Source organism: Microtetraspora malaysiensis (genome assembly GCF_001528665.1).
GTDB classification, from domain to species: Bacteria; Actinomycetota; Actinomycetes; order Streptosporangiales; family Streptosporangiaceae; genus Microtetraspora_A; species Microtetraspora_A malaysiensis.
In genome coordinates, this window is sequence record NZ_BBYJ01000025.1 from 121,818 (window position 1) to 141,401 (window position 19,584).

16 protein-coding genes are annotated in these 19,584 nt (G+C 70.4%); 12 read left to right on the forward strand and 4 right to left on the reverse strand.

Annotated elements, in window-relative coordinates:
- Window positions 1–41: 41 nt before the first annotated feature.
- From AWQ71_RS30315 to AWQ71_RS30330, 4 genes are read left to right on the forward strand one after another with little or no spacing between them, the layout of a single operon-like run.
- Entirely contained in the window at window positions 42–389 is a 348-nt protein-coding gene (locus tag AWQ71_RS30315; protein ID WP_067139356.1) for a hypothetical protein, read from the forward strand.
- Window positions 386–1,846, forward strand: a complete 1,461-nt coding sequence (locus AWQ71_RS30320) for a multicopper oxidase family protein (RefSeq protein WP_067139359.1) — start codon at window positions 386–388, stop codon at window positions 1,844–1,846. Before AWQ71_RS30315 ends, AWQ71_RS30320 begins: the two co-directional genes overlap by 4 nt.
- Entirely contained in the window at window positions 1,846–2,208 is a 363-nt protein-coding gene (locus tag AWQ71_RS30325) for a nuclear transport factor 2 family protein (protein ID WP_067139362.1), read from the forward strand. The genes AWQ71_RS30320 and AWQ71_RS30325 overlap by 1 nt, the downstream gene beginning before the upstream one ends.
- On the forward strand, window positions 2,205–2,843 hold the full coding sequence (locus AWQ71_RS30330; RefSeq protein WP_067139365.1) for an NAD(P)-dependent oxidoreductase: 639 nt from the start codon (window positions 2,205–2,207) through the stop codon (window positions 2,841–2,843). The genes AWQ71_RS30325 and AWQ71_RS30330 overlap by 4 nt, the downstream gene beginning before the upstream one ends.
- Before the next feature lie 197 nt (window positions 2,844–3,040).
- Here the strand turns inward: AWQ71_RS30330 and bla are convergent, their stop codons facing one another.
- From bla to AWQ71_RS30345, 3 genes are all read right to left on the reverse strand, one after another.
- Entirely contained in the window at window positions 3,041–3,913 is an 873-nt protein-coding gene (gene bla / locus AWQ71_RS30335) for a class A beta-lactamase (RefSeq protein ID WP_084259456.1), read from the reverse strand.
- A complete protein-coding gene (helR, locus tag AWQ71_RS30340; protein ID WP_067139371.1) occupies window positions 3,910–6,060 on the reverse strand; it encodes an RNA polymerase recycling motor ATPase HelR in 2,151 nt (716 codons plus the stop codon). The genes bla and helR overlap by 4 nt, the downstream gene beginning before the upstream one ends.
- 187 nt (window positions 6,061–6,247) lie before the next feature.
- Window positions 6,248–7,492, reverse strand: coding sequence for a glycosyltransferase (locus AWQ71_RS30345; RefSeq protein ID WP_084259451.1), 1,245 nt, complete (start codon window positions 7,490–7,492; stop codon window positions 6,248–6,250).
- 534 nt (window positions 7,493–8,026) lie between these two features.
- Between AWQ71_RS30345 and AWQ71_RS30350 the strand changes: the two genes are divergently transcribed.
- The 3 genes from AWQ71_RS30350 (at window position 8,027) to AWQ71_RS30360 (ending at window position 10,362) form a co-directional block, all read left to right on the forward strand.
- The gene (locus tag AWQ71_RS30350; RefSeq protein WP_067139373.1) at window positions 8,027–8,386 is read left to right on the forward strand and encodes a hypothetical protein; all 360 of its coding nucleotides are present in this window, start codon (window positions 8,027–8,029) and stop codon (window positions 8,384–8,386) included.
- Between the two features lie 63 nt (window positions 8,387–8,449).
- The gene (locus AWQ71_RS30355) at window positions 8,450–9,715 is read left to right on the forward strand and encodes a sensor histidine kinase (RefSeq protein ID WP_245658604.1); all 1,266 of its coding nucleotides are present in this window, start codon (window positions 8,450–8,452) and stop codon (window positions 9,713–9,715) included.
- A complete protein-coding gene (locus AWQ71_RS30360; RefSeq protein ID WP_067139378.1) occupies window positions 9,712–10,362 on the forward strand; it encodes a response regulator in 651 nt (216 codons plus the stop codon). Before AWQ71_RS30355 ends, AWQ71_RS30360 begins: the two co-directional genes overlap by 4 nt.
- A gap of 51 nt (window positions 10,363–10,413) precedes the next feature.
- Here AWQ71_RS30360 and AWQ71_RS30365 read toward each other — a convergent pair whose 3' ends face one another.
- Window positions 10,414–11,388: a LysR family transcriptional regulator gene (locus AWQ71_RS30365; RefSeq protein ID WP_067139381.1), complete on the reverse strand. Its 975-nt coding sequence runs from the start codon at window positions 11,386–11,388 to the stop codon at window positions 10,414–10,416.
- Between the two features lie 128 nt (window positions 11,389–11,516).
- Between AWQ71_RS30365 and dnaE the strand changes: the two genes are divergently transcribed.
- From dnaE to AWQ71_RS30390, 5 genes are all read left to right on the forward strand, one after another.
- On the forward strand, window positions 11,517–15,047 hold the full coding sequence (dnaE, locus tag AWQ71_RS30370; RefSeq protein ID WP_281196319.1) for a DNA polymerase III subunit alpha: 3,531 nt from the start codon (window positions 11,517–11,519) through the stop codon (window positions 15,045–15,047).
- A complete protein-coding gene (locus tag AWQ71_RS30375; protein ID WP_067139386.1) occupies window positions 15,044–15,364 on the forward strand; it encodes a DUF6300 family protein in 321 nt (106 codons plus the stop codon). The genes dnaE and AWQ71_RS30375 overlap by 4 nt, the downstream gene beginning before the upstream one ends.
- Window positions 15,365–15,642: 278 nt before the next feature.
- A complete protein-coding gene (locus AWQ71_RS30380; RefSeq protein WP_067139389.1) occupies window positions 15,643–16,266 on the forward strand; it encodes a TetR/AcrR family transcriptional regulator in 624 nt (207 codons plus the stop codon).
- Entirely contained in the window at window positions 16,263–17,729 is a 1,467-nt protein-coding gene (locus tag AWQ71_RS30385) for an MFS transporter (protein WP_067139392.1), read from the forward strand. The genes AWQ71_RS30380 and AWQ71_RS30385 overlap by 4 nt, the downstream gene beginning before the upstream one ends.
- Window positions 17,730–18,570: 841 nt before the next feature.
- On the forward strand, window positions 18,571–19,584 hold a 1,014-nt coding region (locus AWQ71_RS30390), incomplete at its 3' end, for a DUF222 domain-containing protein (RefSeq protein ID WP_157570667.1).

Consider the following 19,584-nt stretch of genomic DNA (forward strand, 5'->3'; position numbering starts at 1 on the left):
CGATCGCCTCCGTCGCCAACCCCCTACCCGTAAGGAAAACCATGTTCCTGCGTATCGCGCTCCTCGCGCAGACCGTCGCCGTGCTGGTCCAGGCCGTCACCGCGGGGCTGCTGCTGTCCACACCCGGCGGCCGGACGGCGCACAGCGCCACGGCCATCGGCGTGGTGGTCACCGTGCTGCTGCACCTGGTCGCCGCGCTGCTGACGCGGCAGCGGAGCTCCATCCTGCCCGCCGTCGGCATGCTGGCGATGACGGTGGTCCAGGTAGCCCTGGGTATGGCCCACATGAAGGCCTTCCACGTCCCGCTCGGCGTGCTGATGTTCGGGGTGAGCCTGGTCCGGCTCAACCAGGTCTGGTCCGTCGGCCGTGCCAAGACGGCGTCGGCATGACGGTGACCAGACGGCAGGCGCTGCGGCTGCTCGGCGTGGGCGCGGCGCTGAGCGTCTCGGGCTGCTCGCTGCTGGGCCGCACCCCGCTGCCCCGGCTCCTGGCGAGCAGCGCGCCGCTGCCCACGCCGTACACGGTGCCGCTCCCACTGCCCACAGTGGCCAAGCCGCACAAGACGGACACGACCACCGATTACTACGAGCTCGTCCAGCGGACGGCGGAGGTGGAGATCCTGCCCGGCCTGCGCACCCCGATCTGGGGGTACGACGGGCAGTTCCCCGGCCCCACCATCCGGGCGCGCAGCGGCCGCCGGACCGTCGTCCGCGTCGCCAACAACCTGGGCGCGCCGACCGTGACCCACCTGCACGGCGGCCACACCCCGCCGGAATCCGACGGCTATCCGACCGACCTGGTCCAGCCGGGCGCCCACCGCGACTACGTCTTCCCGTTGGAGCAGCGGGCGGCCACGCTGTGGTACCACGATCACCGCATGGACTACACGGGGCCGCAGGTATGGCGCGGGCTGGCCGGGTTCTTCCTGATCGACGACGACGAGGAGAAGGCGCTGCCGCTCCCGTCGGGCGAGCGGGACGTGCCGCTGATGATCTGCGACCGCTCCTTCGCCCCTGACGGCACCATGCCGTACCCGGCCCGGCAGGACGGGCCCGGCGCCCGGGAGGCGTTCATGGGCGGCGTGTTCGGCGACGTCATCCTGGTCAACGGCGCGCCTTGGCCACAGCTCGGGGTGGACCGCGCCCGCTACCGGCTGCGGTTTCTCAACGGTTCCAACGCGCGCACGTACGAGCTGGCCCTGTCGCCCGGTGGCAAGCTGGTGCGGATCGCCGGGGACGGCGGGCTGCTGGCCGCACCCCAGACCGTCGATCGGATACGGCTGGCGCCGGGCGAGCGCGTGGAGGCGGTGGTCGACTTCGCCGCCTACCGGGTGGGCGACCACGTCGAGCTGCGCAACCTCGCGGATGAAGGGCCCCAGGCCCGCGTGATGCGCTTCACCGTCGAGCGCGACGCCCGGGACGACTCGGCCGTGCCGGCGACGCTGTCGCGCGTTGAACGCCTCGACCCGGACCGGGCCGCGGTGACCCGGGACTTCGAGTTCAACAGCGGCAACATGCACGGTCACACCGGCTGGCTGATCAACGGCATGCCCTTCGACGTGCGTCGCGTCGACGCCCGGCCGAAGCTCGGTGACATCGAGATCTGGCGGCTGACCAGCGACGTCGCCCACCCCGTGCACCTGCACCTGGCGCCCTTCCAGGTGCTGTCGGTCGGCGGCGAGCGCCCCAGCGGACCGCCCGAGTGGAAGGACACCGTCGAATTGCGGGAGGCGCAGACCGTGGAGATCATCACCCGTTTCACCGGCTACCGGGGCCGGTACGTCCTGCACTGCCACAATCTCGAACACGAGGACATGGCCATGATGAGCACGTTCGAGGTCGTCTGATGCCCGACTTCCACGCCTTCCTGACCCGCCTGCCGCATGAGCTGGCCTTCAGCTCGGAGGATCCGGCCGCGATCGTCGACCGCTACTACGCGCCTGAGATCGAGTACCGCAACGACGGGATCGCCCTCGACCGCCAACGGCTGATCGACCACACCGGTCCGGCGCGCAAGAACGCCCGCGAACTGGAAATCCAGGTGCACGAAACGCTGCTCGACGGCGACCGGGCCGCCGCCCGATACTCCATGGCCGTTCTGACCAGGAAGGGCCAGGCCCTGCAGATCGAGGCTTACCTGTTCGCCCAGTTCGCCGCGGACGGGCGGGTCCTCCGGGTCGACTCGATCACCCGGACGGTGAGCACGTGAACGTCACCCTCATCGGCTCCACGGGACGCACCGGCCGCCACGTCCTGGCCGAGGCGCTGCGCCGCGGCCACCGCGTCACCGCGTGCACCAGGAACGCCGCCGCGCTGCCCGAGAACGTGGAACCGCACACCGTCGTCGAGGGCGACGGCCGCGACCCCGACAAGATGCGCACCGCCGTCGCGGGCGCCGACGTGGTGATCTCCATCATCAACGGCGGTGACAGCCACGACCCGCACCGGGCGGCCCAGGCGACCCGCACCGTCATTCAGGCCATGGCCGAGACCGGGGCACGGCGGCTGGTCGTCACCACGCCGTACCCGATCGTCGCCCGGCGGCCGTACCTGCTGATGGGGCTGCTGCGCCGCCTGCTGGCCACCCAGTACGCCGACGCCCGCGACCTGGAACAGGCCGTCGCCGCGAGCGGCCTGGACTGGACCGTCTCCCGGCTGACCAGGCTCACCGACCGGCCCGCCACCGGCTCCGTGCTGGTCAACCGCGGCCTGCTGGCCAAACCGCGTGCGCTGACCCGGGCGGACGTGGCCACCGCGCTCCTGGACATCGCCCAGGACGACGGCCTGTACCGCGTGGCCGTCAACGTCTGCGGCGGGAACGCCCGGCCACACAGCGGTCCCTGACGCACATGGGGCGAGCGACCCTGGCGCTCACCCGCGCGCCGGAAGTAGCCCGGTTCCCACAACCGCTTCGGGCGCTGACCCGTCTCACCGCCCGCAGTACAGCCTTGTCCCGGCAGGGCGCGCGCATTCTCCGCTACCGGTTCTGACCGCGCGCCGGCCGTGCCGGCGACGGCGGACGCGTCAGATCTGATGGTCGCTCACAGCCTGCCGAGGGCCTTGGCCAGCGCGGTCGCGGTGGAGGCGATCACCGTGTCATCGTTCGGAGTGTTGTTGACGTTGCGGTTGGTGAACACCGACAGGATGATCGGCGCGTTCGATCCGGGTGCCCAGACGATCGCCAGGTCGTTGGCGGTGCCGTAGTTGCTCGCGCCGCCGGTTCCGGTCTTGTCACCGATCGTCCAGTCCTTGGGGAGCCCCGCCCGGATCCGGTTGTCGCCGGTGAGGTTGGCCCTCAGCCACCCGACCAACCGCTCTCGGTCGCGGGGGTGGAGGGTCTTGCCGGTGGTGAGCTTGGTGAAGGTCTGTGCGGCCGCCGCGGGGGTGCTGGTGTCGCGCTCTTCACCGGGCTTCCACTGGGTCAGCGTGGGCTCCGGCCGGTCCAGGCGGCTCGTCCGGTCACCGGTGGCACGGAAGAACTCGGTCAGCCCGCCCGGTCCGCCGATCTGCTTCAGCAGAGTGTTGCCCGCGAAGCCGTCGGATTTGGTGATCCCGGCGCGGCACAGCTGCGCAGGTGTCATGCCGGTGTCGGTGTATTCGGTGGTCTCGGGGGAGTTCTCGGTCAGCTCGGCCATGTCGGCAGGCTTCCAGCGAACCACCTTGTCCATCAGCCCGGGGGCGCTGGTGCGTGCTTTGTGCAGCACTGCCGCGCACGCGAACACCTTGAACATGGAGTTGAACGGGAAGCGCTCGTCGGCCCGGTAGCCGACCGTCTTGCCGGTCCCCAGGTCGATGCCCACCGCGCCGATACGCCCGTTATAGGACTTCTCGAGTTCCTGCAGAGTCTTGTCCAGGTCGGAGCCGGAGGGGGCGGGACGCCAGGAGCGGGTGTTCGTTCGTCCGGCCGACGTCAGGAGCTCGTGAGGATGACGAGTCGCTGGGTCGCTCGGGTCATCGCGACATAGCGGTCGACCGCTCCTTCGATGCCCTCGCCGAACTTCTCCGGGTCGATGAGGACGACCAGGTCGAACTCGAGCCCCTTCGACAGCTCCGGGGTCAGCGACCGGACACGGGACGTCTCCCGGAACGTGGGATCGCCGATGACACAGGCGATCCCGTCGGCATGTTCGGCGATCCAGGCGTCGAGGATCGAGCTCAGCTCCGAGGCGGACCCGTGGACGACGGGGACGCCACTGCTGCGGATGGACGTCGGCACGTTGGCGTCCGGGAGCGCGGCCCGGATGACCGGCTCGGCCTCCGCCATGACCTCTTCCGGCGTCCGGTAGTTGACGCTCAGGGAGGCCAGGCCGATCCGGTCCAGCCCGACCCGCTCGAGCCGCTCCTGCCACGATTCGGTGAACCCGTGCCTGGCCTGGGCACGGTCCCCGACGATGGTGAAACTCCGGGACGGGCAGCGGAGCAGCAGCATCTGCCACTCCGCGTCGGTGAGCTCCTGAGCCTCGTCCACGACGATGTGCGCGAACGGACCGGCGAGCAGGTCCGGGGTGAGGGTGGGCAGCTCGGACTCGTCGACCAGATTTCGCTGGAGGTCCTCTCGGCGCAGCTGCGTCACGAGGCCTTCCCCGTCGTCATCGGCCTCGATCAGGTTCTCGACGACCTGGGCCATGCGCTCGCGTTGGGCGGCGAGAGCGGCTTCCTGCCGGCGCTTGCGTCGTGACGCCTCCGGGTCGCCGAGCCGCTGGCGTGCCGCGTCCAGCAGCGGCAGGTCGGACACCGTCCAGGCCTGGGCGTCCTCGCGCTGCAGCTTCCGAACGTCGTCGGGGCCGAGCCAGGGAGCGCACAGCCGCAGGTAGGCGGGCACCGACCACAGGTCTCCGACGAGGTCGGCCGCTTCGATCAGCGGCCATGCGCGGTTGAAGGTCGTGAGCAGCTCCCGGTTCCGCACCAGCGACCTGCGGAGCAGGTCGGCCGGTGCTTCGTCGTCATCGTGCTTGTCCATCAGGATCGTGAGCAGTTCCTCCCAGATCTGGTCGCGCGCCTCGTTGTGCGGAGTGCCGGGTTCCGGCGCTTGGAACGCCTCGGCCCAGTCGTCGGCGCTCAGCCGGATGTCGGACCAGGGGGTCGTGACCGTCATCCCCGTGGTGGGCGGGTTCTCGTAGAACCTGACGGCCGGCTCGATCGCCTTCACCAGGTCCGCGGACGATTTCAGGCGGGCCACGTCCGGGTCGGCCTCGATCGCGGCCGCGGTTCCCTCGGGGACGAGGTCCCGCAGGGTGCAGGTCTGCACGCCCTCCTCGCCGAGGCTGGGGAGGACGTCGGCGACGTAGGCCAGGTAGGGCTGGTGCGGGCCGACGAACAGCACGCCGCCCCGTCGGTGACCGAGGCGGGGGTCGGAGTAGAGGAGGTAGGCGGAGCGGTGCAGAGCGACGACGGTCTTCCCCGTGCCCGGACCGCCGTCGACGACGAGAGCGCCGCGGGATCCCGCGCGGATGATGGCGTCCTGGTCGGCCTGGATGGTGCCGAGCACGTCGCGCATCCGCGCGGACCGGTGGCTGCCCAGGCTGGCGATGAAGGCGGACTGGTCGTCGAGCGCGGCGTGCCCTTCGAACCCGTCCGAGGTGAACACCTCGTCCCAGTAGTCGCCGATCCGGCCGCGGGTCCAGCGATACCTGCGGCGGCTCGCCAGCCCCATCGGGTTGGCGTGGGTGGCTCCGAAGAACGGCTCGGCCGCGGGGGAGCGCCAGTCGAGCAGCAGCCGGCGACCCGTGCTGTCCGTGAGGCCGAGCCGTCCGACGTACACGGGCTCGGCGTCGTCCGCGCCGACCATGCGCCCGAGGCACAGGTCCAGACCGAAGCGACGCAATGTGCGCAGGCGGGCGGTCAGCCGGTGGATCTCCAAGTCCCGGTCCAACGCCTGCCGGCCCTTGCCGCCGGGCGCCTTGCGCTCGGCATCGAGGCGGTCGGACAGGTCGATGATCGACCGCTCGAGGCTCTCCGCGATGGCCGCGAAGTGCCGCTCATCGTCGGCGATCAGCGTCGGGTCGGCCTTGCGGGAGAGGCGGTCGGGAAGGTCGAACGCGCTGGTGGTCACGCGGTTCACGTCATTAGCTCCGATCAAAGGTCGCTGGCGACCATTACGCGTTCCAAGGCGTCCGAACCGGTGTGCCGAACCGGGTGGTCACGACGAGCAACGCTCCGCCTGACTGGACCCGGTGGTCGTTGCCGGTTCAGGTCGCCAGGGTTCGCAGATTCTCGTTCTGGGTCCTGGCTCGGCTGTCCCACGTGGTTCACGCGGACACCGGCGGCCGTTCACCGGTGACCACGTCGAGCAGCAGCTTCGCGGCCACCGTCGCCCCGTCGGCGCGGATCGTGCCGGCCACGGCGGCCGCCCGTGCCCGGGTCTCGGGGGTCAGGGCCGCTTTGAGCGCGGCCGACAGGGACTCGACGGTCGGAGCCGGACCCTCGTGGGCCGCGCCGACGCCCAGCTCGGCCACCCGGCCGGCCCAGTACGGCTGGTCCGCCGCCTGCGGTACCACCACCTGAGGCGCGCCGGCCCGGGCGGCGGTCGTCGTGGTGCCCGCGCCGCCGTGGTGCACGACGGCGGCCACCCGGCGGAACAGTGCCTGATGGTTGACCTCGCCGACGACGAAGCAGTCGTCCCGGCCGTCGATCAGGGCAAGCTCCGCCCAGCCACGCCCGACGAGCACGCGGCGCCCCTGCGCGCGGATCGCCTCGACGGCCACCTCGGCGACGTCTGCCGACGAGCGCATGGGCATGCTGCCGAAGCCCACGTACACCGGTGGTGTGCCGGCGTCCAGGAACGCCACCAACTCGGCCGGGAGCGGGCGCTCGTCCGGCAGGATCCACGCGCCGGTCTGGACGACGTCGAAGTCCGGCGTCTCCTGCCACGGATCCAGGATCGGGTCCGTCGCCAGCCACGGCCGGCCGCCGATGACGTAGTCGCGGACGTTCTCCACCGGGGGCAGGCCGATCGACGCCCGGTTCGTGTTGAGCGCCGCACCGAACAGCGCGTTGATGCTCTGGGCGTCCAGGTCCCACAGCGCCCGGTTGTCGGTCACCTCCGGCGGGAACGACCGGCCCGGATACGCCAGCGGCGCGCGGTCCGGCGACGGCAGGGTGAGCTGCTGGAAGGTCACGGACACGGAGCGGATGCCCAGTTTCTCGGCCACCGACAGCGCGCCGGCCGCGGCGGGCATCATCCCGGTCGCCACCAGCGCGTCACATCCCTCGGCCGCCGCGGTGACCGCGTCGAACTGGCCGGCGATCAACTCGGCCGCGCGCCGGGGCAGGTCCGCCGGCGACGGCGACGGCGGCGGCGCGGTCGTCAGTGCGCGCGCCGACCGGCCGACCGGCACCATCGGCACACCGACACCCGCCAGTCGTTGCGCGAAGTCCTCGTCCGGTGGCGCGCACACCCGCACCTCCGCGCCGAGCTCCCGCAAGCGCACGGCGAGCCCCACCAGAGGTTCGACGTCCCCGCGCGACCCATACGTCGACAACAACACACGCATTCGGCATCCCCCGATTCCGCAGCTTCTGGCCTCGGCCAGCGACCAGGTTCTGGTCTCGGCCGACGATTCTGCGGCACGACCGGGGTCTTGCCGCAAGCCCCCCGGTGCGCTATACGTTGAGAGTGGAAAGGCGCGGTTGTTCCCCTTTCCCTTCATCGCCCGCTCCGGGCGGACATCCTCTTCACGACGCGAGGGCACCCCGCGTACGCCGGTGCCGTCGGTGTAAGAGGGTTTCCCGCCAAGCAAGCCGGCGGTCGTGCTCGTGGCGAACGTGTGCGAGGCCGAGCGGCGCCCCAGCCGGACACGTCTTCTTCCGGCCCGTCGCCCGACGCCCACGGCCTGTCGTGGCAGCTCGCCGACGAGGTTCGTGACCTGCTTCCACGCCCGCGACTCAACCGATCGGTGGAGTCGCTCCACCATGTGAGCGAGCGGCCGATTCCACCGCCCGCTCGGGAGATCGGGCGATCCGCGTGTGGTGCCTCCGTTGCGACGCTGATTCCTGTCAGCGAACAACGAGACGGAGGCAAACCGAACATGCGCAATGTGGTCTGGCTGATCAGCGGGTACGCCGCGGTCAGCCTGCTGACACTGGTGGCGATGATCGTGTTTCGGCACGACGCGACGATGGTCACCGAAGCGGTCTGGGTCCGCGGCACCATCGTCGCCGCCGGCTCGCTGCTCACGCTGTTCTTCGCGGTCCGGGCGGCTCGCGGCGACCGCCGGATGGTGCTGCGGCTGCGCATCGTCACCGCGATCATGCTGGTCGCGATCGTGGTGATCATCACGCTGCCCGGTATGTTCCCGTTCTGGTTCAAGCTCGAGCAGGGTGTCTGCGGACTGCTCCTGCTGCCCGTGGTCGTGCAGATCAACCGGCGCCCGGCGGTCCGGCCGTGAGTGCGGTGCCGGCCGGGGCGGCCGTGGTGGCGGCTAGATTGTTCCGCCGGAAGTAGGTGCGCGATGCAGAATTGGCGGATGGCCGGGTCGGCGGGCTGGAACCAGCGGTTCCAGCCCGTGGTCACCGTGGCCCCGTACGTGCTGCTGGCCGTCATGGCCGCCCTGACCATCGCCTTCAAGCACAACCGGCCGGGCTCCCTCGCCGTCGACCTCGCGCTCTGCGCGGCGGCCGCGCTGTGGAGCCTGGTGCTCTTCACACTGCGCCCGGAGTGGCGCGGCCGGATCGGCGTGATGGGCGTCTTCCTGGCCGGCCTGATCCTGTTCGGGCTGGTCATGGTCCTGCGTGACCCGTGGTTCGGCTTCTACACGCCGGCGCTGTACGTCTACGCGTTCTGGATCATCGGCTGGCCGCGCGAGCTGTACTTCATCGCCGGCGCCGCGGTGGTGGCCGGCACGGCTCAGTCGGCCGGCCTGGACACCGGCTCCTGGGTCGGCCGCGTCGAGTACCTGGCGGTCCTGGTCGTCAACATCGCGCCGATGTGCCTGCTGGCCTGGATGGGCGAGATCGGCGCGCGGTACTACGACTCCCGGGAGGCGGCGCTGCGCGAGGCCCGCGAGGCCAACGCGCGGTTGGCCGCGGCGCTGGCCGAAAACACGACGCTGCAGGAACGGTTGATCGAGCAGGCCCGCGCGGCCGGCGTCCTGGACGAGCGGGCTCGGATGGCTCGGGAGATCCACGACACGCTGGCCCAGGGCCTGACCGGCATCGTCACCCAGTTGCAGGCGGCCGAGCACGCGGCCGACGACCCGGCCGCGTGGCGCCGGCACCACGCGGCGGCGACCGCGCTGGCGCGGGAGAGCCTGACCGAGGCGCGGCGCTCGGTGAACGAGTTGCGCCCGGAGCCACTGGAGACCGGCCGCCTGGCCGACGCCATCACCGAGGTGGCGGTCAAGTGGTCGGCCCGCCACAGCATCCCGGCCCAGGTCACCGTCACCGGCGAAACCCGCACGATGCGCCCGGACGCCGAGGTCGCCCTGTTGCGGACCGCCCAAGAGGCCTTGGCCAACGTCGCCAAGCATGCCGGCACCGTCACCCGCGTCGGTCTCACGCTTTCCTACATGGACCGGCAGGTGGCCCTCGACGTCCGCGATGACGGCCGCGGCTTCGACCCGACCGCCCGGGGCGAGGGCGACGGAGGCTTCGGGTTGGTGGCGATGCGGCAGCGGATCGCGGCGTTGTCGGGGACCTTGCAGATCGAATCGGAGGTGGGGGGTGGGACCGGGATCTCGGCCTGCCTGCCCGCCGAGGCGCCGGAGGTGCGTTCGTGAGTGACCCGATCAAGCTGCTCATCGCCGACGACCACCCGGTGGTACGGGACGGGCTGATCAGCATGTTCGCCCGCGACCCCGAGTTCACCGTGGTCGGCGAGGCGGCGGACGGGGCCGAGGCGGTCCGGCTGGCCGAGGCGCTCGGGCCGGACGTGATCCTGATGGACCTGCGGATGGCCGGCATGGACGGCGTCACCGCGATCGGCGAGCTGACCCGGCGCGGTGTACCGGCCCGGGTGCTGGTGCTGACCACCTACGACACGGACAGCCACGTGCTGCCCGCGATCGAGGCCGGCGCCACCGGTTACCTGCTCAAGGACGCGCCGCGGGACGAGCTGCTGCGCGCCGTGCGCTCGGCCGCCCGCGGCGAGGTCGCGCTCTCGCCATCGGTCGCCGCCCGCCTGATGAGCCGGCTGCGCGCCCCGGCGCCCTCGACCGGCCCGTTGAGTCAGCGCGAGCTGGAGGTGCTGCGCCTGGTCGCGGCCGGCCACACCAACCGGGAGGCCGCCGCCCGGCTGTTCATCACCGAGGCCACGGTCAAGACACACCTGCTCAACATCTACGCGAAGCTCGGCGTGAACGACCGTGCGGCCGCGGTTGCGGAGGGGTACAACCGCGGCCTGCTCGGTGCTCCCGAGCGTCCGTGAATCATCCGGGCAGATCTGATCGATTCGATCATCGTTTGATCGGGTGCGTTGTCAGCCCTGTCGGGGCGCGGAAGCCGCGGCGAAGGCGGCACGGTCGGGCTCGGGCAGCCACTGGCGTCGCGGGTCGAACGGCCGGAAATCGTTCACGACGAAGCTGATGAACGGGGCCAGCGCGGGGTGCCGGTTCTGCCGGTGGTAGACCAGCGAGGACGGGTACGCCGGCGCGGGGTCGACGATCGGGATCTGAACGGTCCGCGGATGCCAGGGAACCCGCATCCGTTCACCCACGAAACCTATGTGTTCGCCGGAGCCGATCCCCTCGACGTAGTACTCCCAGCCGAAATCCGGCCCTGAGGTGTCGAGCCGGATGTCGAACTCGGCCCCCAGGGAGCAGTAGAACTCGGCCCACTCACTGCCGGGGACGTTGCCGGGCATCCACACGGTCGATCCGGACAGTTGTGCCATCTCCACCGCCCGCCGGTCGGCGAGGGGGTGGTCGCGGCCGACCAGCAGATGCAGCGGCTCAAGGCACGCCGGCACGTGCCGGAGGTCGTCCTCCAGGGGCCCGGTGACGCGGGCGACGGCGGCGTCTACGGACCCGTGAACGAGCGCGCGGCGCGCGGATCTGAGCCCGTTGGACGTGATGACCTCGATGTCCGCGTCCTTGACGGTCTGGTGGAACGCCCGGATCAGATCGACGGAGGACAGCCGGGTGTCCAGTACGTCCACCCGGAGCGCGCGGCGCCGGCTCCGCAGCGCGTCAAGTGCCTGGTCGGCGATGCCGACGAGGGCGCGCGCGTGTGCGAGGAAAGCCCTGCCGTCCTCGGTGAGATCGGCTCCGTTGCGTGAGCGGACGAGCAACCTCACGCCGAGGTCGGCCTCAAGCTTCGCGATCCGCTTGGAAACGGCCTGTTGGCTGATGCCCAGCCGGGCCGCGACCTCGCCGAAGTATCGGTCCTCGGTGACGGCGACGAACGCCCGGACGGTGCCGAGATCGAGATCCGTCCCCGCCTCATCTACAACCAACGGTTGGGGATTGTCGGCGTGTCGATTGTTGGACAACCGCTCCTGCTCTCGGGTCGAATGCTCGGATTGAACGCTCGGGTCGCGGGCGAGCCTACAACCAGGAGGCGTGGATTTCGGTGGGATCCTTCGTGCATCTCCACGTGCACACCGAGTACAGCATGCTCGACGGCGCCGCCAAGGTCGGCCTGCTGATGGACGAGGTGTCCCGGCAGGGGATGCCCGCCGTGGCGATGAGCGACCACGGCAACGTGCACGGCGCGTACGAGTTCTATCAGGCGGCGCGCACGGCGGGGATCAAACCGATCATCGGCATCGAGAGCTATGTCGCTCCGGCCTCGCGCCACCATCGGCAGCCGGTGTACTACAGCGACAACCTCGCGTTGCGCCGGTCGAACGACGAGACCGGCGAAGGCGGGGACGTCTCCGGGCGAGGCCTCTATACGCACATGACGATGTGGGCCGCCGACGCCGAGGGCCTGCGCAACCTGTTCCGTCTCCAGTCCCGGGCCTGGCTGGAAGGCCATGTCCAGAAATATCCGCGTATGGACGACGAACTGCTCGCCGAGCACGGCCGGGGCATCATCGCCACGACCGGCTGCCCGTCGGGGGAGGTGCAGACCCGGCTGCGGCTCGGCCAGTACGGCAAGGCGGTCGAGGCCGCCGCGCGCTACCGCGACATCTTCGGGAAGGACAACTACTTCCTGGAGCTGATGGATCACGGCCTCGCCATCGAGCGCCGGGTGCGCGACGAGTTGCTCAGGCTCGGCAAGGAGCTCGGCCTGCCGCCCCTGGCCACCAACGACTCGCACTACGTCACCGAGAGCCAGGCCCAGGCGCACGACGCGCTGCTGTGCGTCGGCACCGGCAAGCGGATCGCCGACGCCGACCGCTTCCGGTTCGGCGGCAGCGGCTACTACATCAAGCCCGCCGAGGAGATGCGCGCGCTGTGGGACGGCGAGGTGCCGGGCGCCTGCGACAACACGCTGCTGATCGCCGAGCGGATCGGCGACTACGGCGAGGTCTTCGCCCATCGGGATCTGACGCCCCGCTTCCCCGTCCCCGAAGGGGAGAGCGAGTCGAGCTGGCTGCGCGAGCAGACCCTCGAGGGGGCCCGCCGCCGCTACGGCGGCGGGCTGTCCCAGGAGGTGCTCGACCGCATCGACTACGAACTGTCGGTCATCGACGCCATGGGTTTTCCCGGCTACTTCCTGGTGGTCGCCGACATCTGCCGGCACGCCCGCGAGCAGGGCATCGGCCTGGGCCCGGGGCGCGGCTCGGCCACCGGCTCGATCGTCGCCTACTGCACGGGGATCACCCAGCTCGACCCGATCGAGCACAAGCTGATCTTCGAACGCTTCCTCAACCCCGAACGCGTCACCATGCCGGACGTCGACCTCGACTTCGACGACCGGCGGCGCGACGAGATGATCGACTACGTCACCCGTAAATACGGCGCGGACCGCGTCTGCCAGATCGTCACCTTCAGCACCATCAAGGCCAAGGCCGCGATCAAGGACTCCTGCCGCGTCCTGGGCCTGCCGTACGCCGTGGGGGACCGCATCACCAAAGCCTTCCCCGCCGCGGTCGGCGGCAAGGAGATCCCGCTCGCCGCCATCCACGACGAGCGCCACCCCCGCCACGGCGAGGCGGCCGAGCTGCGCCAGATGTACGAGCAGGACCCGGACAGCCGGCGGGTGGTCGACACCGCGGCTGGCCTCGAGGGCCTCACTCGCGGCACCGGCGTCCACGCCGCCGGCGTGATCCTCTCCAGTGAGCCCCTGATCGACGTGATCCCGCTGGCCAGGCCCAAAGTCGACGGCCCGATCATCACCGGCTTCCCCTTCACCCAGGCCGAGGACATGGGCCTGCTGAAGATGGACTTCCTCGGTCTGCGCAACCTCACCGTCATCGGCGACGCGATCGCCAACGTCCGCGCCAACAAAGGCGTCGACATCGACATCCTCGACGTTCCGCTCGACGACGCCACGACGTACGAGCTGCTGGCGCGCGGCGACACGCTCGGGGTCTTCCAGCTGGACGGCGGCGGCATGCGGGTCCTGCTGAAACTCATGCAACCCACCACGTTCACCGACATCGCCGCGGTGAACGCGCTGTACCGGCCCGGACCGATGGAGATGAACGCCCACACCAACTACGCCCTGCGCAAGACCGGCAAGCAGCCGGTCGAACCGATCCACCCCGAACTCGCGGAGGCGCTCGACCCCATCCTGGGCGACACCTACCACCTGGTCGTCTTCCAGGAGCAGGTCATGGCCATCGCCCAGCAGCTCGCCGGGTACTCCCTCGGCGCCGCCGACATGCTGCGTCGCGCCATGGGCAAGAAGAAGAAGGAGGTCCTGGACGCCGAGTGGGGCCGTTTCTCCGCCGGGATGCGCGAACACGGCTACTCCGACGAGGCGATCAAGGCGGTCTGGGACGTACTGGTGCCCTTCAGCGGCTACGGCTTCAACAAGTCGCACACCGCCGGGTACGGCCTGGTCTCCTACTGGACCGCGTACCTGAAGGCCAACCATCCCCAGGAGTACCTGGCCGCGCTGCTCACGTCGGTCGGCGACGACAAGGACAAGATGGCCGTCTACCTGTCCGACTGCCGGCGCCTGGGCATCCGGGTGCTGCCCCCGGACGTCAACGCCAGCCAGCTGGACTTCGCCGCTGTCGGCTCCGACATCCGGTTCGGCCTGGGCGCGGTGCGCAACGTCGGAGCCGGAGTCGTGGACGCCGTCGTCGCCACCCGCGAGGCCGAGGGCTCGTACGCGGACTTCAACGACTTCCTCGCCAAGGTCCCCGCCGCCGTCTGCAACAAACGCGTCATCGAGTCACTGTCCAAGGCCGGCGCGTTCGACAGCCTGGGGCATCACCGCAAGGCCCTGGTCGCGGTGCACGAGCAGGCCGTCGACGCGGTCATCGACGTCAAACGGAACGAGGCCCACGGCCAGGACTCGCTGTTCGGCGGGCCGAGCCAGCGAGGCGCCTTCTCGATCGCGATCCCGCAGGGCGAGTGGGACAAGGCCACCCTTCTCGCCTTCGAGCGCGAGATGCTCGGCCTGTACGTCTCCAGCCACCCGCTCGACGGCGCCGAACACGTCCTGGGCGCCAACCGCGACACCACGATCGCCGACCTGCTGGCCTCCGGTCGGCAGGACGGAGTGACCCGGGTCAGCGGCATCGTCTCCGGCCTGCAACGCAAGGTCACCAAGCAGGGCAACCCGTGGGCGATCGTCACCCTCGAGGACCACGACGCCGCCGTCGAGTGCCTGATCTTCCCCAAGACCTACATCCTCTACGGCGACACGCTGGCCCAGGACCGGGTGATCTCCGTACGGGGCCGGATCAACGTACGCGACGAGACGATGAGCGTCTACGGCGAGGAGATCACCGTCCTCGACGCCTCCCGGGCCGACACCGAGCCCGCCGTGGTGATCTCGATCCAGGAGACCCGGCTGAACCTGCGGCTCGTCCGGGAGTTCCGGCACATCCTCACCACCCACCCCGGCCGGGCGCCCGTACACGTGCGGCTGCTGCGCCACGGCGCCGCGAGCGTGCTGGTGAACCTCCAGCCCTTCCGGGTCGCTCCGGAACCGGCGTTCTACGGCGACGTCAAGGCGCTGCTCGGCGCGGACGCGATCGGTGGCGCATGACCCGCGACTGGGCCTGCCCGCGCTGCCGTACCGACAGCGTCCTCGCCGTCCTCCGCCTGCCCCACACCTGGACGAACGCGTGGGGAATCCAGGTCCGGGGCGTCAGCGACGTCCTCCTGTGCGCCCGCTGCGACGCGGCCGATCCCCTCGCCGGCCCGATCGTCGCGTACTTCGCCGTCCACGGAACCGTGCGGCCGGAGAACCTCGCCCAGCTCGCGCCAGGCCTGCTCCGCTGGATCGACCGGGCAAGGCCGCCCAAACCGGACGAGGACGCGCTGGACGCCGAGGCAGAGGCCTGGTACCGCGGCGAGCTGTGACCCTCAGCTTCGCGGCCAAGTCGTCCAGCTCCAGCTGCGGGACGTGCGAGATGAAGGGCCGGATTCCTCCCTCGCCATGCCCGCTCATCCGGCAGGCTCCTGATCTTCAGGTTCGTCGGCGAGTGCGTGTGCGGCCGCCACATCGTCGCCGTCCCAGCCCCGGTGGTCTCCGCCCTGGTGCCGGGCCTGTTCGTCGATCCATCACTGGTGCCGATGTGCACGCCTGCCGCCCCTGCCGTGCGGTAGACAGTGTCTACCGACGGTGGTAGACACTGTCTATGCAATCGGAGGGCTCTCTTCAGAAGCGGCTTGTCGATGTCGGCGTGGAAATCGTGCTGACCGAGGGTGTTTCGTCGGTGGGATTGCGAGAGATCGCTCGCCGGGCGGGAGTGTCCCACGGGGCTCCGCGCCGGTACTTTCCCACCCATCAGGCGTTGCTTTCGGCGATCGCCCGCCGCGGGTTCGCCGACCTCGCGGAGCGGTTCGCGAAGGCAGCCGGCGACGCGCCGTCACCGGTGGCACAGCTGCGGGCGCTGGCCGGTGCGTACGTGCGATACGCGCAGGAACGTCCCGGCATGTTCGAGCTGATGTTCCGGCACGACCTCCTGCGCGGACAGGCGCTCGCGGCCGGTCAGCCGCAGCTGCGGGAGGCGAGCATGCCTCTGTTCGGCCGGATCGTGGATCTCATCTCCCGGTCCCGGAAGCGGGAGAGCGGGCCCGGGGACGTGCCGGCGGAGGTGACCGCGGTCGCGCTGTGGACGAATGTGCACGGCCTCGCCCAGCTGTGGGGGTGGGGCAGCGTCGGACTCGCGCTGGGCGACGACTCGGCGCAGGCCGACGACCGGCTCGACGAGCTCGTCACCGCGATCATCGACGCCCATCTGGGCGGAGCGGACACGTGAACAGCACCGTACGGCGGCGCCTGGCCCTGATGGTCAGCGCCGGGGGCGCGATGTTGGTCGCTCTCGACGGCACCGTCCTGATCCTGACCCAGCCCAGCGCGCAACGCGACCTCGGCGCGAGCGTGGCGCAGATGCAGTGGACCAGCACCGGCTACCTGCTCGCCGTGGCCGCGCTGCTGGTCATCGCCGGGCGCCTCGGCGACCGGTACGGCCATCGGCGGCTGCTGCTGTGCGGCCTGCTCGGCTTCGCGGGGACCTCGGCCTGGATCGCGCTCGCGCCGAACATCGGGTGGATGATCGGCCTGCGCGTCGCACAGGGCGTGTTCGGCGCCCTCCTTCAACCGGCGACGCTGGCGATACTGCGCCTGACCTATCCGCCGGAGCGGCTCGGCGGCGCCGTCGCCATCCGTACCAGCGCCATCGGCGTGGCCAGCGCGGCCGGACCGGTCCTCGGCGGCGTCCTGGTGGCACACCTGGGCTGGCGCAGCGTGTTTGTGATCAACGTTCCCTTCGCGCTGGCGATCGCCGCGGCCGCTCTCGCCGTTCGAGCAGCAGCACCGGAGCACCGTGAAGCGACGCGCGAGCACACGCAGCGGCTCGATGTCGTAGGCGCGGCGCTGGTCGCAGGTGTTCTCGCCATCGGGGTGTACACCCTCGTCGGAGTACCCGCGCACGGCTGGACCGGCGGACCGACGCTGGCGGGCCTGGCCTGCACCGCGGTCGGCGCGGCGCTCCTGATCGCCCACGAACGCCGCGCCGCCCATCCGATCGTGCCGCCCGAGGTGGCACGATCGGTCCCGGTGACGGCCGCGATGGCGATCCTTCTCCTCACCGCCGGCGGCATGTTCGGAGCCCTGTTCGTCGCCACCTTCCTGTTCCAGGACGTGCTCGGGCTGGATCCGCTCGCGACAGGCCTGCGGGTCCTCCCGATGACCGTGCTCATGATCCTCGGGGCGCCCCTGGCCAGTGCGGCACTCCGGCGGTACGGGCCGCGCCGCACCGCCGTGGTCGGCTCCGTCCTGGTCACGCTCGGCATCGTGGCTCTGCCCGGCCTCACCTCGGCGACCGCCTGGACGGGGAGTAGCGTGGCCTTCGCCCTGCTGGGCGTCGGCTTCGCCGTTGTCATGGTCACCGCCACCGGGACCGTGGTCGGTGACGCGCCTCCCGGGTACGCCGGAGTCGTCGGCGGGCTCAAGCAGACCGCCATGAACATCGGCCCCACCCTCGGTATCGCCGTCGCCGCCGGCCTGATGCAGGCGGACACGCTCGAGGCCGCGAGCTCCCCACCGCTCAGGGCTCTGGCCGCGACCGCCCTCACGGCCCAACCCGCACTGCTGGCATCGGCCGCGGTCGCCGTCCTCGGACTGCTGCCCGCCCTGCTGCTGCCCGCTCAGCAGACGCCCAATGCGCGGCACCCCGAGCAGACCGCGGCGACGAGCCCGGGCGTGGCCGCCGAGCCGTAGCCGGCTGTCGGAAGCTGTGCGCCATCCGCGCCGGGATGAGCCGATCTGTCATGCCGCACATACTTCCTTTGACCTCGGCCCGCCCCAGCCGCCGGTGCCGGAGTGGTGGATTCCGGCACCTGCGGCGAGCAGTGTTGGAATCCGTCTCCCGGCCATGCGATTACCGGCTCGCGGCAAGTGGGCCACTCCTGTTCGAACAGGCCTCGCTGCCGTGGCCGGGGTAGCGGCCGGCATCTTTGCGAGTCGAATCCGGCGGTGTTGAAGTTATGGACAACATCGCGGACCCCGATCGCGGACCTGGTCTTCGCCGGCGAAATCGCGGCCCGATCTTCGCCGGTGAAGGCGGCCTTGGCGGTCCGGCTGGTGGCCATGCCCTGGGCTGACAACGGCACTATTTGCGCTCGCTGCCAGGTCACCACCAACGCCGATGCCGTCGCCGTACGGTGTGACGATGCGCGGCAGCCGGTTGCCTTCGTCGTCATCCGTCTCGCGTACGCGAACCCGTTCAGTCACGCGCAGGGACTGCGGCGATCATGCCGGCCGTGGTGAGAGCTCGATTTCGACACACCCTTACGAAATAGGGCAAACCCGCGCTGGCGCGGAACTGGATACAGATAAATACCATAACTGGACGCCAGATAAATGCTCTAGATAGGCACTCAATAAGTACCAAATAGGCATCAACTGGGCACCAACTAGGCGCGGAGGCGGCATCGCTGTCCGATTTTTCCTGACATATAGCTCGATATTTTCCTCGAAATTCTTTGCGAATTCGACTTGATTAACGCGGCCGCCTTTGGCATTATTCATACAGGCGTTCTAATCGCGATCGGGGGTGGGCATGACTCAGCTGTTCGAGCCCGCCGGGTTCTTTCCGGAGGGGTTGTCGGGTCGCGACGAGTCCCGCCCTTGTGATGCCGACTGGTGGGAGCGCGCCACAACCCCCGGACCAGCCCAAACAGGCGAAACGCCCCGTAGCGCCGCCATATTTACGATTGACGACTTTCTCCCCAATGCGGCAAAAGGAAGCAATTCAACGGCGAATAGCGCGACCTCGACAAAAACCGTGCCGCCGTTCCTCGGCCACCTGGGTCCGGACGCGGCTTCGGTAAAACCGCCAGCTGAGGCGGAATCGCCGGTGGGTGAGTCGGTTCCGGTGTCCGAGGCTCACCCCCCGACCGTGTCAGGCGACGGTGACGAATCTCCCCGTGCAGCTTCCGACCCCGACCCGTCTGACGCGGACCCGTCCGGCCCCGACCCGTCCGACGCCGACCCGTCCGACGCGGACCCGTTCTCTGCCGGGTCTGCGTCCATGGCCGGGGATGGAACCTTCGAGCGGGAAGGGTCCACTCCTGGCGATGACGCTTTCCACGTGGGTCGGGTGTCGTGGCCGTTGGTGGCGCAGGTGCGGCAGGTCGCGTCGGCGTTGGCGGTGGGGGTGGTGCCGGACGCGCCGGGGGTGTGTCTGGCGGAGGCGGAGGATCTGCTGTTCGCGCGGGACCGGCTGATTTCGGCGATCGCGGTGCGGGTGGAGCGGGTGCATGCCGCGGGTGAGGCCAGGCGGGCTGGTCATGCCTCGACGCGGTCGTGGTTGCGGGGTGCGGCGGGGATGAGTGTGGCCGGGGCGGGCCGGGTGCTGGCGTTGGCGACCGAGCTTGCCCGCCTGCCGACGGTGCGGGCGCGGTTCGCGCAGGGGAGCCTGGCTGAGGGTGCGGTGACGGCGATCTGTTCGGCGACCGCGCGGTTGACGGATGCGCAGGCGGCGTTGGCGGAGCCGATTCTGGTGGGGCTGGCGGATCAGGCGACTCCTGCGGAGATCGCGCGTGCGGGGCGGTATCTGCGTGCGGTGCTGGAC